Origin of the sequence: Streptomyces sp. AgN23 (assembly GCF_001598115.1) — a bacterium.
Lineage (GTDB): Bacteria > Actinomycetota > Actinomycetes > Streptomycetales > Streptomycetaceae > Streptomyces > Streptomyces antimycoticus.
The window spans coordinates 1,359,371-1,376,046 of the sequence record NZ_CP007153.1 but is presented as its reverse complement, the minus strand read 5'-3'; the positions used below and the strand labels follow the sequence as shown (position 1 = coordinate 1,376,046).

The following is a 16,676-nucleotide window of genomic DNA, read 5'->3' as shown; positions in this document are numbered from 1 at the left end:
GGCGCCAGGACATCGGCAAGAATGCCGATCGACGGAAATCCCGTTGCCAGCGAACCTCCCGCACCGGATGCTGACCTCATGTTCGATCCAGACATAGCGCCCAGCGGCACCCTGCTCGGCCTCCTTCAGCGAGGCCGCGGCGACGGGACCCTGCATGCCCTCGCCGCGCCGCGGGCCGAGGCGCTCGCGGCACTGCACCACTGTGTGCTGCGCGACCCCCGCCGTGACTGGCAGGTCGAGAACCGCTCGCTCTACTACGCCAGGCTCTGTCTGGACCTCGACGCCGAACTCGACGAAATCGAACAGCATCTGTTCCACCCCGACGACCTGGTCAACGACGACGAGGCGCGCACCGGGCTCGCCCTCTCCGTCCTCGGCCACCTCGCCGCCTACGGCCGGGCCGACGCCCTGCGGCTCCTGCGCCGCTACACCGCGGCCGGCAGCAACTGGGAGTGGGCCCTCGACGAGCTGGCCCTGCGCGACGACGACCCCGGGCTGCGCGGCCTGGCCCCCGCGGTCCTCGCCCGCTTCCCCGAGACCACCGAGGGCGACGCCGAGCTGGCCGCCGTCGTACGCGGCGCCTACGAACCCCGGCCCTGGCGGCTGTGGGCCGCCGATCCGCACCACGGGCCCCGGGTGCGCGCGGCGGCGGAGCAGGGCGCCTTCGACCGGTGGCAGCGCCAGCTGCGGCCCTCGGGACCGCGCCCCGGATGGAGCGTCCACGACATCCTGCTGTGGGCTCAGCGGGAGCACGATCTGAAGCCGGATGCCCGCCGCCCCGACGCGGCGGCCCGCTGCCTGGCCGCCGTCGCCGGTCCCGAGGACCGGCCCGAACTCCTCGCCGCCGCCGCGTCGGCCCCCGACGCCGCCCGCGCCGCGGCGCTGCGGCATCTCGCGGAGATCGGAGACCCCGAGGTGCTCGACCTGATCGAGGCGGCCGTGACCGAGCCGGACGCCTCGGAGCTGGTCTCCCAGGCGGCCCTCTCCGCCTTCGAACGCATGCGCAGCATCTCCGCCCTCGACCGGGCCCGCGTCTGGGCCCACCGCCCCGACGCTCTCGGTGACGCGGCGGCCGCGATGCTCTCCTGCCGCGGCGGTCAGTACGACACCCCGCTCGTGCTCGCCGCCCTCCGCCGCACGGTCCGGGCCGAGGGCCCGGACGCCCAGATCCTGTGGACGCTCGTCGACGGCGCCGGACGCCTGACGATCTCCTGCGCCGCGCCCGTACTGCGCCATGTCTACCGCGAGACGGCCTCCTCCCACCTGCGCGGCCGCGCCGCCCGCGCGCTGGCCGCCACCGATCCGTCCTTCGCGGCGGGCTTCGCCGTCGAATGCCTGTGGGACTGCGAGGAGAGCACCCGGGAACTCGCCGCCCGCCACGCCGCCACCGCCGACACCCGCGTCGTCGAACAGCTCCGCCGGCTGGCCGCCGACCCGGCGGAGGAGGCCGAGGTACAGACGGCGGTCCGCAGCCGCATCGGGCCCGAAACCCCGGACTTCTGACCCGTCGGCCGCCCCGGAGCGCGATCTCGCGCCGGCGCGCAACCTCGGAGGCGGCAGACGCGTCTTCCCCGGCAGGGCGAAGGGTGCGTCACCCTCCGTATCTCCGCGTCGCCCGAACAGGATGTTCACCCCGGCGACAGTTTCACGCCGAGTGACCGGTCGCTCATTGAGGCGGGTTCATGCGGGTTTGACATGATCTCGCCGGGGTCCTGAGCGGCGCCCGGGGAGCGCGAAGGCCAACGCTCATAGGACGTTCTACGGCGCGAAACGTGCACGATGCCGGAGCCACCCTTCGTACGCCGACAACACCGGTATGCGTGTCGCCATCGTGACTGAATCCTTCCCACCCGACATCAACGGCGTCGCTCACTGCACGCTGCAGACGGCCGACCATCTCCACCGCCGTGGTCATCACCCCTTGGTCATCGCACCGGCGGGTCCGCCCGGAGGCCCACCGCCCGCCACGGCAGGCGGTCCACCCGAGAGCCAAGGGGAGCTCGACCGGTCGCATCCGTACCCCGTCATACGCATCCCCTCCCTGCCCCTGCCCGGCTATCCGCAGGTCCGGGTCGCCCTCCCCAGCCGTAAGCTCGCCGCCGCCATCACCTCCCACCACAGCGACGTCGTCCACCTCGCCAGCCCCTTCGTGCTGGGTGCGCGCGGCATGACCGCCGCACTCCGGCTGCGGATACCGGCGGTGGCCGTTTACCAGACCGACCTCGGCTCCTACGCCCGCACCTACCTCGGCGCGGGCGAGAACGCGGCCTGGCGGCGCATCCGCGCCGTGCACACCGCCGCCGACCGCACCCTGGCTCCTTCCACCGCCTCCGCCCGCGACCTCGAGGAGCACGGCGTGCCGCGGATCCGGCTGTGGCCGCGCGGGGTCGACACCGAGCGCTTCCACCCCTCGCGCCGCGACCCGGAGCTGCGTCGGTCTCTCGCCCCCGGCGGTGAGCTGATCGTCGGATACATCGGCCGTCTCGCCCCGGAGAAGAACGTCGAGCTGCTCGCACCGCTGAGCCGGCTGCCAGGCGTCCAGGTCGTCGTGGTCGGGGACGGGCCGAGCGAGCCCGCGCTGCGGGCGGCCATGCCGAGGGCCCGCTTCCTCGGCCGCCGCACCGGCAACGACCTGGCCCGCGTCTTCGCGTCGCTGGACGTCTTCGCCCACACGGGCCCCCAGGAGACCTTCTGCCAGACCGTGCAGGAGGCCCAGGCCAGCGGCGTCCCGGTGGTCGCGCCCGCGGCGGGCGGCCCGCTCGACCTCGTCGACCACGGGCGTACGGGGCTGCTGGTGTCGCCCGGGGACGAGACCGAGGTGACCGACGCCGTGGCGCTGCTCTCGGCCGACGCGAAGCTGCGCGCGGCACTGGGGCACGCCGGCCGGGAGGCGGTCGAGGGCCGCACCTGGGAGGCGATCGTCGACCAGCTGATCGACCACTACACCGAGGTGCTGGCGGCCCGTACGGCGGTCGCGGCGTGAGCGCCGGACGGCAGCCGGGGCCGATACCCGCGCCTCTGTGCCGTGCGGGCGGAGAAGCGAAGGAAAGGCACACACCATGAGTGCCGTGGGAGGAGAGAGCAGCATGAGCGACGGCAAGGGCCTGCGCATCGTCCGGCTGGCCAACTTCGTCACCCCCGCCTCCGGCGGCCTCCGCACCGCGCTGCGCGAGCTCGGGGCCGGTTATCAGGCGGCCGGGCACGAGGCCGTCCTCGTGGTGCCGGGCGAGCGGGTCTCGGACGAGCAGACCCGGCAGGGGCGCGTGATCACGCTCCCCGGGCCGGCCATCCCCGGTACCGGCGGCTACCGCGTCCTGACCGACCGGCGGCGGCTGACCCGGCTGCTCGACGGCCTGGCGCCAGACCGGCTCGAGGTGTCGGACCGCACCACCCTCCGCTGGACGGGGGAGTGGGCGCGGCGCGCCCGCGTCCCGGCCGTGATGGTCTCCCACGAGAGTGCGGACGCCGTACTGCGCACGTGGGGCGTGCCGGACGGGATCGCCCAGGGCGCCGCGGACCGGCTCAATGTCCGTACCGCGCGGGCGTACTCGCGGATCGTCTGCACCACCGAATGGGCGGCGCGCGAGTTTGTACGGATCGGCGCGCGGAATGTCGTACGCGCGCCTCTGGGCGTGGATCTCGGCCACTTCCACCCCTCACACCACGACGCCGCGCTGCGGGACCACCATCGTGGTGAGGCTGCCGTTCTCCTCGCCATGTGCTCGCGGCTCTCGCCCGAGAAGCGGCCCGGCCGGGTGCTCGACGCGCTCGCCGAGCTGCGGCGGCGGGGCGTCTCCGCGGCGCTCGTGGTCGCCGGGGACGGGCCGCTGCGGCCGCGCCTGGAGGCCCGCGCCCACGCCGAGGGGCTTCCGGCCGTCTTCCTCGGGCATGTGGCGGAGCGGGCGGGGCTCGCCGCCATCCAGGCCAGCGCCGATGTCGTGCTGGCGCCGGGCCCGGCGGAGACCTTCGGCCTCGCGGCGCTGGAGGCGCTGGCGTGCGGTTCGCCCGTCGTCGTCAGCGCGCTCTCCGCGCTGCCCGATATCGTCGGCGCCGCGGGCGAGACCGCCGCGGACGACGGAACGGCCTTCGCGGACGCCGTGGAGCGCGTCCTGGCCCGCTCCGAGCCCCTCCGCCGGGCGGCGGCCCGCGCACGCGCCGAACGCTACGGCTGGCCCGCGGCGGTCGCCTCCTTCCTGACCGCCCATGACGCGTCCACCGAGGGCGTCCGATCCGCCGACGGCGGCCGGGCCCCGGCCGCCGTGGAGGTCTCCGCGCACCGGGCAGTCGGCGGTGTGCGGTGAGCGCAGCCGGCGCTCACACGGGGGACCGCGCTGGTACGGAACCGTCTCGTACGGAGGCCGTCCTTACGGATGCCGTCCTTACGGAGGCCGTCCGTACGGAGGCCGCCCTTAAGGGGGCCAGCCCTACGGAGGCCGTCTTTACGGAGACGGAGACGGAGACGGAGACGGAGGGTGCGGGGCAGGCTTCCATCGCTGCCCCGCACCCGGTGGGGCGGACGCCGGGCCCGGGCGACGGCGCGGAGCCGCGCAGGCTCCGGTTCGCCGCCCTCGGCGACTCGCTCACCGAGGGGCTCGGCGACCCGGCGCCCGGCGGCGGATGGCGTGGCTGGGCCGCGCTGCTGGCGGCCGCCACCGGACCGCACCCCGATGAGCCGGTGGAGTTCGTCAATGTGTCCCGCAGCGGGGCGCTGGCCGCCGATGTCGCGGATGAGCAATTGGCCGAAGCCCGTCGCGCCCGCCCGCATCTGGCCTCGGTCGTGGTCGGCGGGAACGACACGCTGCGCGACTCGTTCGACATCCACCGGGTCGCCGAGGCCCTCGACCGCACGATCGGCGCGCTGCGCGCCGACGGCGCCGTGGTGCTCACCGCCTGCCTGCCCGACCCCGGGCGGATGCTGGGCCTGCCGTCCGCGCTCGCGCGCCCGCTGGGGCGCCGGATGCGCGCGGTGAACACTGTGGTGCACGCACTGTCCCAGCGGTACGAGGCGGTCCATGTGGAGCTCGGCGACCACAGTTGGGTCGCCGAGCGGCGGGCGTGGAGCGTGGACCGGCTGCACCCGAGCGAGCTGGGGCACCGGCTGCTGGCCAGGGAGTTCCACACCGCCCTGCGCGCCCGGTCCGTCGCGACCGGCGCCCCGCCGTCCCTGGAGCTCGACGGCCCCGCGCCCTCGCGCGCGGCCTCCGCGTGGTGGATGGCTACCCGCGGCACCCGCTGGATCGCGGACCGCTGCACCGACCTCCTGCCCGGCCTGGTCGCGCTGGCCGCCCTGGAATGGAGGCACCGCCTCCGGGGCACCGCCCATCTGCTCGAGGAGCGGGACCGGCGGGCGACTCTCGCCGCGCTCACCGCGGTGACCAGCGGCCCGGCCCCGGCCCTGCTCCCTCATCCGCCCACCGGTCCACTCACCGAGCGGCCCACGCCCTCGTCCGCCGCCCCGCAGCATGTCCCCACCACGCCGCTGTCCCACCCGCCCGGCGCCCCGCTCATCGCCGACACACCGCCGCCCGCTGCGACAATGGCGGGGTGACGGGTCGCTGGGAATTCTGGATCGACCGGGGCGGAACCTTCACGGACGTCGTCGGCAAGCGTCCGGACGGCCGCCTGGTCACCCGCAAGCTGCTCTCCCACCACCCCGAGCGCTATACCGACGCCGCTGTCGCCGGGATCCGGCAGACGCTGGGGCTCGGCCCCGGCGAACCGGTCCCGGCCGACCGGATCGACGTCGTCAAGATGGGCACCACGGTCGCCACCAACGCCCTGCTGGAGCGCAAGGGCGAGCCGACCGTCCTCGTCGTCACCGAAGGCTTCCGGGACGCCCTGCGCATCGCGTACCAGAACCGGCCCCGCCTCTTCGACCGCCGGATCCTGCTCCCCGAGGCGCTGTATGACCGGGTGGTGGAGATCCCCGAGCGGGTGGACGCTCACGGCGAGGTCGTCCGCCCCCTGGACCTCGACGCCGCCGCCGAGGCGCTGCGCACCGCCCACCGCGACGGCTTCCGCAGCGCCGCCGTCGTCCTGCTGCACGGCTATCGGCACGCCGCCCACGAAAGGGCCCTCGCCGAGGTGGCGCGCGACATCGGCTTCCCGCAGGTGAGCTGCTCCCACGAGGTCAGCCCGCTGATGAAACTGGTGTCACGCGGCGACACCACCGTGGTCGACGCGTATCTCTCGCCCATCCTGCGCCGCTATGTGGAGGACGTGGCCGCCGAACTGCGCGATATCCGGCTGATGTTCATGCAGTCCAACGGAGGGCTGCGGGAGGCCGCGCACTTCCGGGGCAAGGACGCGGTGCTGTCCGGACCGGCGGGCGGTGTGGTGGGCATGGCGCGCTCCTCCGGCGAGGCCGGACACGACCGCGTCATCGGCTTCGACATGGGCGGCACCTCGACCGATGTCTCGCACTACGCGGGCGAGTTCGAGCGCGTCTTCGGTACCGAGGTCGCGGGGGTGCGGATGCGTGCCCCGATGATGAACATCCACACCGTGGCGGCGGGTGGCGGTTCGGTGCTCCACTTCGACGGCCGGCGCTATCGCGTGGGGCCGGACTCGGCCGGAGCCGTCCCCGGCCCCGCCTGCTACCGGCGCGGCGGCCCGCTGACCGTGACCGACGCGAATGTGATGCTCGGCCGGGTCCAGCCGGACCACTTCCCGGCCGTCTTCGGCCCGCACGCCGACCAGCCGCTGGACGCGGCGACGGTCCGGGAGCGCTTCGCCGCGCTCGCCGAGGAGATCGCGGAGTCGACCGGCGACCGGCGCGGACCGGAGGAGGCCGCGGCGGGCTTCCTGGACATCGCGGTGCTCAATATGACCAACGCGGTCAAGAAGATCTCCGTCCAGCGCGGCCGCGATGTCACCCGCTATGCGCTCACCAGCTTCGGTGGCGCGGGCGGCCAGCACGCCTGCGCGGTCGCCGACGCGCTCGGCATCGGCACGGTGATCGTGCCGCCGCTCGCCGGGGTGCTCTCCGCGTACGGCATCGGGGTGGCCGACGCCACCGCCATGCGCGAGCAGGCGGTCGAGGCGGAGCTGGGGGAGGAGACGCTGCCGCGGGTGCGCGAGCTGTGCGGGCGGCTGGCCGGCCAGACCCGCGGCGAACTGCTCGCGGACGGTGTCCCGGAGGACACCCTGGACACCGTCGCCCGGATCCATCTGCGGTACGCGGGCACCGACTCCAGCATCCCCGTCCCACTGGGCTCCGTCCCCGCGATGACCGAGGACTTCGTCCGGGCACACCGCGAGCGCTACGCCTTCACCATGGACAAGCCGCTGGTCGTGGAGGCGGTGTCGGTCGAGGCGGTCGGCGCGTCCGGGCCCACCGGCGACCATGCCGTGGAACGGCCGCCGAGGGAGGGCGAGCTGGCGCCCGTGAAGACCGTAAGGATGTTCGCGGACGGGCGATGGCAGCGGACGGCGCTGTACGAGCGCGGCCGTATGCGCCCGTCGGACCGGGTCACCGGGCCCGCGATCATCGCCGAGGAGGACGCCACCACCGTGGTCGACCCCGGCTGGCAGGCCACCGCGGGCGAAGGCGGCCATCTGCTGCTCACCCGCGTCCGGCCGCGGCCGAGCACCACCGCGGTCGGCACCGAGGTGGACCCCGTGATGCTGGAGGTCTTCAACAGCCTCTTCATGGCCATCGCCGAACAGATGGGCGTGCGCCTGGAACACACCGCCCACTCCGTCAACATCAAGGAGCGGCTCGACTTCTCCTGCGCCCTCTTCGACGCCGAGGGCAATCTCATCGCCAACGCCCCGCATATCCCGGTGCACCTGGGCTCCATGGGCGAGTCCATCAAGGAGGTGCTGCGACGCGACGGGGACACGATGCGGCCCGGCGATGTGTACGCGATCAACGACCCGTACCACGGAGGCACCCACCTGCCGGACGTCACCGTGGTCAGCCCGGTCTTCGACGAGGCGGGGGACGAACTGCTCTTCCTCGTCGCCTCGCGCGGCCACCACGCCGAGATCGGCGGTATCACCCCCGGCTCCATGCCCGCCTTCAGCCGCACCATCCAGGAGGAGGGCGTCCTCTTCGACAACTGGCTGCTGCTACGGGACGGGGCGCTGCGCGAGCGGGAGACCCGTGAGCTGCTGACCGGCGGGCCGTATCCGTCCCGCGCCCCGGACGCCAACCTCGCCGATCTGCGCGCCCAGATCGCCGCCAACGAGAAGGGCATCCAGGAACTGCGCCGGATGATCGGGCAGTTCGGCCTCGAGGTCGTGCACGCCTATATGGGCCACGTCCAGGACAACGCCGAGGAGTCCGTGCGCCGCATCGTGACCGGTCTCAGCGACGGCTCGTACCGCTACGAGACCGACAGCGGAGCGGTCATTCACGTCACCCTTACGGTGGACCGCACGGCGCGCGGCGCCCTCCTGGACTTCACCGGCACCTCGCCCCAGCGGCCGGGCAACGACAACGCGCCGAGCTCGGTGGTGATGGCGGCCGTGCTCTATGTCTTCCGGACGCTGGTCGCCGAGGACATCCCGCTCAACGGCGGCTGCCTGAAGCCCCTCGAGGTCCGCATCCCCGAGGGCTCCATGCTGGCGCCCGTCTTCCCGGCCGCCACGGTCGCAGGGAACGTCGAGACCTCGCAGGCCGTCACGGGCGCCCTGTACGCGGCGCTGGGCGTCCAGGCCGAGGGCTCCGGCACGATGAACAACGTCACCTTCGGCAATGACCGCATCCAGTACTACGAGACGGTCGCCGGCGGCTCCGGCGCGGGAGACGGCTTCGACGGCGCGGACGCCGTACAGACCCATATGACCAACTCCCGGCTGACCGACCCCGAGGTGCTGGAGTGGCGCTATCCGGTGCGGGTGGAGAGCTTCGCGATCCGCTGGGACAGCGGCGGCCACGGTCACTGGCGCGGCGGTCACGGGGTCACCCGCCGCATCCGCTTCCTGGAGCCGATGACCGTCGCCCTCCTCACCGGCCACCGCCGGGTGCCCCCGTACGGCATGGCGGGTGGCGAACCGGGCGCGCTGGGCGCGAATCTTATCGAGCGCGCCGACGGTTCGGTGGACCGCCTGGAGGGCCGCGACGCGGCGGAGGTCGGGGTGGGGGACATCCTGGTCGTCCACACGCCGGGCGGCGGCGGTTACGGCCCGGCGGAACTGACGACCCCGGGGACGGGCTGAGGCCGCCCAGGGGCTCAGGGAAACCCGATGTGAGACATGGCGCGTTCGGATCCGTTTGCCGCCGCCGCGATCGGAAACCCGACCCATATCAAAGCCCGCTAGGACGCGCCCGCATGATTCCCGGGCGGCGCCCGCTCGCCAACCACGCGTGTGAGCCCGACGGCGGGCGACTTTCAGCACCGTCGTTCACGGAAGGGGCAGCCATGGCCTGGTGGCAGAAGGCCGAATGCACGCACGAGGACCCGGAGCTGTTCTTCCCGGTGGGGGTGGCGGGCCCGGCGGCCCAGCAGCAGGAGGCGCGGGCCAAGGAGGTCTGCCACCGCTGTCCGGTGATCCAGGAATGCCTGGAGTACGCGCTGGAGACCGGGATGACCCACGGGGTCTGGGGCGGCGTCGGCGAGGAGGAGCGCCGCGCCCTGCGCCGCAAGGTGCAGCGCAGGGAGCGGGTCGGCGCTCGGCGGGCCCGCTAGGGCCGGTCCGCCGAATCTTCGCGCCCGTCACATCAGCGGCTGCCGCCGCGGGGCCCGCGAAGATCCGCCGGGCGGCTCGTAGGGGCCGCCCACGCCGGTCCGCCGCGCAGGCGGTCCCCAGGAGACCCGGCCCAGCGGGGTGAACCGCACCGGGGTGCCGGGGACGGCCTGCCCGGCGGCGGCCAGATACGGCTCCGGCACGACGCCCACCACCGGGTAGCCGCCGGTCGTCGGATGGTCGGCGAGAAAGAGCACCGGCCGTCCGTCCGGCGGGACCTGGAGCGCGCCGAGCGCCATCCCCTCACTGGCCAGCTCACCGTCCTTCGCCCGCTCCAGCGAAGGGCCCTCGGTGCGCAGACCGATCCGGTTGCTCGCGGCCGAGACCCGGAACTCCCCGGTGGTCAGGGTGCGCAGCCCCGCCGGGGTGAACCAGTCGTCGCGCGGGCCGAGCACCACGGGAAGTACCAGCTCCGGTGCGACGCCCCGATGCGGCACCCCGTCCACACCGGGCGCGGGCCCGCCCGGCGGCCCGAGCCGCAGCACCGCGCCGTCCACGAGCGGCGCCGGGCCCAGCCCGGAGAGCACATCCGTGGCCCGGCTGCCGAGCACCGGCTCGGCCTCGACACCGCCGTCGAACGCCACATAGCTGCGCACCCCGTGGACGGCGGCCCCGGCCTCCAGGAGCGCGCCCGCCGGCACCCGTACGGCCGCTCCCCACGCGACGGGGCGGCCGTCGACCGTGACCGGGCAGGGCGCGCCGGTGACCGCGACCGTCGCCGGGCGGCGCAGCCGCACCGCACACCCGGTCAGCGTGGTCTCCAGGGCCGCGGCCCCTTCGGTGTTGCCCACCAGGCGGTTGGCGAGCCGGTGGGCGGGCTGGTCGAGCGCACCCGAGCGGGGCACCCCGAGATGGGCGTGGCCGACGCGGCCCAGGTCCTGGACGGTGGTCAGGGCTCCCGGCCGGACGACGACGAAGGCGCTGTCGGTCATGGCGCCGTCCCTTCCGGGGGCGGGCCCGGCGCCGGGCCCGCCCCCGGTACCGGGATGAAGCGGACCCGGGTGCCGGGGGTGAAGAGCGCCGCCGGTTCCCGCGCGGTGTCCCACAGCACGGCGTCCGTGGTGCCGATGAGCTGCCAGCCGCCGGGGGACGAGCGCGGATAGACGCCCGTGTACCCGCCCGCGAGGGCCACCGAGCCGACCGGCACCCGGGTCCTGGGCGTCGCATGGCGCGGCACATGGAACCGCTCGGGCAGCCCCGTCAGATAGCCGAAGCCGGGCGCGAAGCCGCAGAAGGCCACCCGGAACCCGGTGCTCGAGTGGATCCTTACGGCTTCCTCGGGCGTCACCCCCCACCGCTTCGCGACCTCGGCCAGATCGGGCCCGTCGTAGCGCACGGACACCTCGACGATGTCGCTGTCGCCGCGGTCCAGCGGCGGTATCCGCCAGCCGGGCAGCTCGGCGGCGAGCCGCCCGGGATCGGCGAGCCCGTCGAGGAACACGGTGCGGGCGGCGGGCACGATCTCGCGTACGGCGGGCAGCTTCCGCGCGGCGGCGCGGCGCAGCAGCTCGGCGTGGAGTGCCTCGGCCGCCTCGCCGCTGTCGACCTCGATGAGCAGCCCGTGCTCGCCGACGGGCAGGGACCGCAGGGTCATGTGAACGCCGCCACGCGCACTCCGGCGGCCGTCAGCTCGCTGCGCACCCGGCGGGCGAGGTCGGCGGCGCCGGGGGTGTCGCCGTGGACGCACAGGGAACGCACGTCCACCTCGATGCGCTGCCCGTCGATCGAGGTCACCGCGCGGTCCCGGGCGAAGCCGAGGGCGCGCTTGACCACCGTGTCCGGGTCGTGGACCACGGCACCGGGCTCGCCGCGCGGTACGAGGGTTCCGTCGGCGGTGTAGGCGCGGTCGGCGAACGCCTCGGCGATCACCGGCAGCCCGGCCGCGCGGGCCGCCTCGTGCAGCCGGGACCCGGGCAGCCCCAGCACCGGCAGCGGACCCCCGTCGGCCAGCCGGACGCCCTCGACCACGGCGGCGGCCTGCGCCTCGTCGTGCACGCTGCGGTTGTAGAGCGCGCCATGCGGCTTGACATAGTGCACCCGCGCCCCGGCGGCGCGGACGAAGATTTCCAGCGCGCCGATCTGATAGGCGATCTCGTCGGTCAGCTCCCGCGGCGGGACGTCCATGCTGCGCCGCCCGAATCCGGCCAGGTCCCGGTAGGAGACCTGGGCCCCGATGCGCACCCCGTGCTCGGCGGCCAGCTCGCACACCCGGCGCATGGTCGAGGGGTCCCCGGCGTGGAAGCCACAGGCGACATTGGCGCTGGTGACGATGGACAGCAGGGCCTCGTCGTCGGTGAGTTCCCAGCGGCCGAACCCCTCGCCGAGGTCGGCGTTGAGATCGATGGACAGGTTCGCCAAGGATGCGGTCATATCCGTCCGTTCGGGGCGTGGGGGATACGTGAGGGGTCATGGATGGCATCACAAGGTAAGCGATCGTTGAACGATCCGACAAGATGTCTGTTGTCCGGTGACGGTTTCTGGGCTTGACTTCTCGCTATACGGGACGAACGAGACATCGAACAGGGGCTGATGTGGCGAACGGGGCAAAAGGCGTAAATCGCCAGTCCGGCGAATCGTCGGGGGAATCGTCGGACGAGTCGCCGGGGATGCCGGAGACGGCGGGGGTGCCGGAGGCGGCCGGGTACCCCCAGGTCTCCGGTCTCGCCGGGCTCGAGGCCGACCGGGCCCTGCTGGGGCGCACCAGCACGGCGGAGCGCGTCGCGGACATCCTGCGCGACCGCATCGCCGAGGGATTCTTCCCGCCCGGCACCCGGCTGTCCGAGGACAGCGTGGGCGGCGCGCTCGGCGTCTCGCGCAACACCCTCCGCGAGGCGTTCCGCCTGCTGACCCATGAGCGGCTGCTGGTGCACGAGCTGAATCGCGGGGTGTTCGTCCGCGTCGTCACGGTCGACGACCTCAATGACATCTACCGCGTGCGCCGGCTCGTCGAATGCGCGGCGGTGCGCGGCCTGGGCGAACCGCCGTACGAGGTGCGGGCGGTCGAGGCGGCGGTCCTGGCGGGCGAGCGCGCCGTACGGGACCGGGCCTGGGAGGACCTGTCCACCGCCAATATCCGCTTCCATCAGGCGATCGTCTCCCTCGCCGGAAGTCCCCGCGCGAACGAACTGATGCGCGCGGTGCTGGCCGAGCTCCGGCTGGTCTTCCACGTCATGGCCGACCCCCGCCGTTTCTACGCCCCCTACCTGGTGCGCAACCGCCAGATCCTGGAGGCGCTGCAGAGCGGCGACGCGGTGGAGGCCGAGCGGCTGCTCGCCTCCTATCTGGACGATTCCCAGGGGCAGTTGGCCGACGCCTATGGGCGGAAGATGTCCCGGCGATAGAGGTTTCCCAGCGGTAAACGATCCGGCGGGGCCGGAACAAGTTCGTTTCAGGCCCTTGTCGGATCGTTGAACAAACGCCTAGCCTCCGGTGCACCCTCCTCACGCCCCTGTGAGGTCCTTGTGCGCGGAAGGCCGGACGCATGATCGTTCTCCTTGGCGTCCTCGTGGTGATCCTCGGATTCGCCACACGACGCAACCCGTTGCTGGTGGTGGGGGTCGCCGGCATCGCCACCGGACTGCTGGCCAAGCTCTCGCCCCAGGAGATCCTGGCGGCCTTCGGCGACGGCTTCGCCTCCAGCCGCTCGGTGACGATCTTCGTCATCACCCTGCCGGTGATCGGACTCCTGGAGCGCAACGGCCTCCAGGAACAGGCCCGTATCCTCATCGGCCGGCTCGGCAAGCTCACCACCGGCCGGTTCCTCGCCCTCTACCTGTTGCTGCGCCAGCTCACCGCCGCCCTCGGCCTCACCAGCATCGGCGGCCCGGCCCAGAGCGTGCGGCCCATGGTCGCGCCGATGGCCGAGGGCGCCGCGGAACGCCGCCACGGGCCGCTGCCCGAACGGGTCCGCGAGCGCGTTCGCTCGTACTCCGCCAGCGCCGACACGGTCGGGCTGTTCTTCGGCGAGGACTGCTTCCTGGCCATCGGCTCGATCCTGCTGATCACCGGGTTCGTCAACACCACCTACCACACCCATCTGGAGCCGCTGCAGCTTGCGCTGTGGGCCATCCCCACCGCCGTCTGCGCGTTCCTCATCCACGGCTTCCGGCTGCTGCGCCTGGACCGCTCCCTGGACCACGACCTCGCCGCCTCCGGCGGCCGATCCGCTGCCGAGGGCAGCCGCACCGCGGAGGAAGCCAAGTGATCAAGGCGGAGTGGTTCTACTGGCTCGTCGGCGCCGTCTTCCTCGCCATGGCCGCCCAGATGGCTGTCGACCGCAGCAACCCCAAGCGCCTTGGCTCGGCCGCCTTCTGGGGGCTGCTCGGCGGCTGCTTCTTCTACAGCAGCTGGGTGGTGGAGAAGAAGGCCCCGGCCGAACCGCTGGGCGTCGCCGTCCTCGCCATGGTCTGCCTCGGCGGCTTCGCGCTCACCGGGCGTGGTGTGCCGCGCACCACCACGCCCGAGCAGCGTGTCGCCACGGCCGCCCGGCTCGGCAGCAAACTGTTCGTCCCGGCGCTCACCATCCCGCTGGTCGCCGTCGTCTGCGCCTCGGCCGTCAAGCACTGGCACATCGGGGGCCAACCGGTTTTGGAGGAGGGCAGCGAGACCATCCTCGGCCTCGGCTTCGGCGCGATCGTCGGGCTGCTGGTCGCCATGGTCGTGGTGCGCGAGCGGCGAGCCTCGGTGCCCCTGCACGCCGGCCGGAGCCTGCTGGAGTCCATGGGCTGGGCGCTGCTGCTGCCCCAACTGCTCGCCGTGCTCGGCTCCATCTTCCAGGTGGCCGGGGTCGGCACCCAGGTCGGCAAGATCACCGAGCAGCTGCTGCCGGACGGCCAGAAGTACATCGCCGTGGCCGTCTACTGCGTCGGAATGGCCCTGTTCACCATCATCATGGGCAACGCCTTCGCCGCCTTCCCGGTGATGACGGCCGCCATCGGCTGGCCCGTGCTCATCCAGCAGATGCACGGGGATCCGCCCGTCGTCCTCGCCGTCGGCATGCTGGCCGGCTTCTGCGGCACGCTCGTGACCCCCATGGCCGCCAACTTCAACCTGGTGCCCGCCGCCCTGCTGGAACTCAAGGACCAGTACGGGCCCATCAAGGCGCAGATCCCCACCGCCGGTGCGCTGCTGGTCTGCAACATCGCCATCATCTCGCTCTTCGCCTTCTGAAAGGGGGCCGCTGTGACCCGAGTACTTCTCACCGGCTTCGAGCCCTTCGCGGGCTCGGACGTCAACCCGTCGTGGCAGGCCGTCTCCCTCGTCGCCGCCGATCCGCCGCCCGGCACCGAGGTCACGGCCGTACAGCTCGCCTGCGTCTTCGGCACCGCGCTGGAGGAACTGGCCGCCGCCGTGGCGGAGGCCGACCCCGATCTGGTGCTGTGCGTGGGCCAGGCCGGCGGGCGCCCGAATGTCACCGTCGAGCGGGTCGCGATCAACGTGGACGACGCCCGCATACCCGACAACGCCGGACGCCGGCCCATCGACGAAGCGGTCATCGAGGGCGGCCCCGCCGCCTACTTCGCCTCCCTGCCCGTCAAGGCGTGTGTCGCGGCCGTCCGCGAGGCCGGGATTCCGGCCGCCGTCTCGCAGACGGCCGGGACCTTTGTGTGCAACCACGTCTTCTACGGCCTGGCCCATCTCATCGCCACCGAGCGGCCCGCCCTGCGCGGCGGCTTCGTCCACCTCCCGTACGCGCCCGAACAGGTCGTGGACCGCGCCGAACCCGCGCTGCCCGCCGCGATGTCCGCCGACGCGCTGCGGGCGGTCATCGGGGCGGCCGTGCGCACCCGGACCGACCTGCGCATCGCCGAGGGGGCAACGCATTGAACGAGCTGAACGAGCCGCACGACCCGCACGAGCCCGACGACTCGCACGAGCCGCACGAATCCGACGGGCCGGACGAGACGGCGAGCGAACTCGGCCGGTACGCGGCCCGGTTCGCCGCCCTCGCCACCGCCAACGTCACCCGGGCCTACCCCAACGCCCCGGCGCATCTGCTGCGCGGACCCGAGGACTTGGTGGAGCCGCGCCACCACCACCCCGCCTTCTACGGCTCCTACGACTGGCACTCCGCGGTCCATATGCACTGGCTGCTGGTCCGGCTGCTGCGCCGCTGCCCCGACCGCATCCGCGCCGACGAGGTCACCGCCGTACTGGACGGGCACCTTACGGTCGATGCCCTGGCCGCCGAGGCGGACTATCTCCGTGCCCATCCCTCCTTCGAGCGTCCTTACGGATGGGCCTGGCTGCTCGCGTTGACCGCCGAGTGCGGGAGCCTTCCGGGAGCCGCGGGCGAGCGCTGGGCGAAGGCTCTGGAACCGGCCGCCGACGCCGTCCGCGCACTGCTGGGCGGATGGCTGGCGCGCGCCACCTACCCGGTACGGCACGGCGTCCACACCAACAGCGCCTTCGCCCTCGGCCTGGTCCTGGACAGCGCGGCCGCCGCCGGCGTCACGACGATCGTCGAACCGGTCACCGAGGCCGTCCTCGGCTGGTTCGCCGACGACCGTGACGCCCCCGTCCACTGGGAGCCCTCCGGACAGGACTTCCTCTCGCCCGCGCTCACCGAGGCCGAGGCGATGAGCCGGGTGCTGCCGGAAGAGGAGTTCGCGCGCTGGCTGGAACGCTTCCTGCCCGGCGTCGAATGGGGCGCGCCCGTCACCGTGCTCACCCCGCCCGTCGTCTCCGACCCCGCCGATCCGCAGATCGGTCATCTCCTCGGCCTCATCCTCAGCCGGGCCGCCGCGCTCGGCCGCCTGGCCGCCGCCCTGCCGCACGGCGATCCGCGGGTGGACGTACTGCGGACGGCGGCCCGCGACCATCTGGCCGCCGGGCTCCCGGCCACCGACTCCGGGGACTTCACCGGCGATCACTGGCTGGCCACCTTCGCGGCGCTCGCCCTGGACGGACCACCGGCCGGTGAGCCGTAGACTGACGGATCGGTGAGGTGCGGGGGACGCGCCGGTGTACGCGCGTGCACGCCC

Annotated in this window: 14 protein-coding genes; 11 read left to right on the top strand and 3 right to left on the bottom strand. The window is 73.5% G+C overall.

The window, feature by feature from the left end:
• Positions 1-78 precede the first annotated feature (78 nt).
• The 6 genes from AS97_RS05990 to AS97_RS05965 all read left to right on the top strand — a co-directional run bounded on the left by AS97_RS05990 (position 79) and on the right by AS97_RS05965 (position 9,635).
• A complete protein-coding gene (locus AS97_RS05990) occupies positions 79-1,503 on the top strand; it encodes a hypothetical protein (RefSeq protein ID WP_086708655.1) in 1,425 nt (474 codons plus the stop codon).
• Between the two features lie 313 nt (positions 1,504-1,816).
• Complete coding sequence (locus AS97_RS05985) at positions 1,817-2,983, top strand: glycosyltransferase family 1 protein (protein ID WP_210564457.1); 1,167 nt, start codon at positions 1,817-1,819, stop codon at positions 2,981-2,983.
• Positions 2,984-3,086: 103 nt separating this feature from the next.
• The gene (locus tag AS97_RS05980; protein WP_210564456.1) at positions 3,087-4,301 is read left to right on the top strand and encodes a glycosyltransferase; all 1,215 of its coding nucleotides are present in this window, start codon (positions 3,087-3,089) and stop codon (positions 4,299-4,301) included.
• Between the two features lie 206 nt (positions 4,302-4,507).
• The gene (locus tag AS97_RS05975) at positions 4,508-5,548 is read left to right on the top strand and encodes an SGNH/GDSL hydrolase family protein (RefSeq protein WP_247204249.1); all 1,041 of its coding nucleotides are present in this window, start codon (positions 4,508-4,510) and stop codon (positions 5,546-5,548) included.
• A complete protein-coding gene (locus AS97_RS05970; RefSeq protein WP_210564454.1) occupies positions 5,545-9,165 on the top strand; it encodes a hydantoinase B/oxoprolinase family protein in 3,621 nt (1,206 codons plus the stop codon). The genes AS97_RS05975 and AS97_RS05970 overlap by 4 nt, the downstream gene beginning before the upstream one ends.
• Before the next feature lie 203 nt (positions 9,166-9,368).
• Positions 9,369-9,635 (top strand): WhiB family transcriptional regulator, encoded by a 267-nt coding sequence (locus AS97_RS05965; protein WP_078645830.1) that lies wholly within the window; start codon positions 9,369-9,371, stop codon positions 9,633-9,635.
• 27 nt (positions 9,636-9,662) lie between these two features.
• Here AS97_RS05965 and AS97_RS05960 read toward each other — a convergent pair whose 3' ends face one another.
• Genes AS97_RS05960 through AS97_RS05950 form a run of 3 tightly spaced genes read right to left on the bottom strand, consistent with a single transcriptional unit; the run spans position 9,663 to position 12,063 of the window.
• Positions 9,663-10,625 carry a biotin-dependent carboxyltransferase family protein gene (locus tag AS97_RS05960; RefSeq protein ID WP_247204248.1) on the bottom strand — a complete coding sequence of 321 codons (963 nt, stop codon included), beginning with the start codon at positions 10,623-10,625 and terminating at the stop codon, positions 9,663-9,665.
• Positions 10,622-11,287, bottom strand: a complete 666-nt coding sequence (locus AS97_RS05955) for an allophanate hydrolase subunit 1 (RefSeq protein WP_210564453.1) — start codon at positions 11,285-11,287, stop codon at positions 10,622-10,624. The genes AS97_RS05960 and AS97_RS05955 overlap by 4 nt, the downstream gene beginning before the upstream one ends.
• Positions 11,284-12,063 carry a 5-oxoprolinase subunit PxpA gene (locus AS97_RS05950; protein WP_086710177.1) on the bottom strand — a complete coding sequence of 260 codons (780 nt, stop codon included), beginning with the start codon at positions 12,061-12,063 and terminating at the stop codon, positions 11,284-11,286. Before AS97_RS05950 ends, AS97_RS05955 begins: the two co-directional genes overlap by 4 nt.
• A 236-nt stretch (positions 12,064-12,299) precedes the next feature.
• Here AS97_RS05950 and AS97_RS05945 point away from each other — a divergent pair, with 236 nt between their 5' ends.
• The 5 genes from AS97_RS05945 to AS97_RS05925 all read left to right on the top strand — a co-directional run bounded on the left by AS97_RS05945 (position 12,300) and on the right by AS97_RS05925 (position 16,622).
• The gene (locus tag AS97_RS05945; RefSeq protein WP_059145454.1) at positions 12,300-13,034 is read left to right on the top strand and encodes a GntR family transcriptional regulator; all 735 of its coding nucleotides are present in this window, start codon (positions 12,300-12,302) and stop codon (positions 13,032-13,034) included.
• Positions 13,035-13,174: 140 nt separating this feature from the next.
• The gene (locus AS97_RS05940; protein ID WP_210564452.1) at positions 13,175-13,897 is read left to right on the top strand and encodes a DUF969 domain-containing protein; all 723 of its coding nucleotides are present in this window, start codon (positions 13,175-13,177) and stop codon (positions 13,895-13,897) included.
• The gene (locus tag AS97_RS05935; protein WP_059145452.1) at positions 13,894-14,862 is read left to right on the top strand and encodes a DUF979 domain-containing protein; all 969 of its coding nucleotides are present in this window, start codon (positions 13,894-13,896) and stop codon (positions 14,860-14,862) included. Before AS97_RS05940 ends, AS97_RS05935 begins: the two co-directional genes overlap by 4 nt.
• A gap of 12 nt (positions 14,863-14,874) precedes the next feature.
• Positions 14,875-15,519, top strand: coding sequence for a pyroglutamyl-peptidase I (gene pcp / locus AS97_RS05930; RefSeq protein WP_210564451.1), 645 nt, complete (start codon positions 14,875-14,877; stop codon positions 15,517-15,519).
• Positions 15,516-16,622 (top strand): DUF2891 domain-containing protein, encoded by a 1,107-nt coding sequence (locus AS97_RS05925; RefSeq protein ID WP_210564450.1) that lies wholly within the window; start codon positions 15,516-15,518, stop codon positions 16,620-16,622. Before pcp ends, AS97_RS05925 begins: the two co-directional genes overlap by 4 nt.
• The last annotated feature ends 54 nt before the right edge of the window (positions 16,623-16,676 follow it).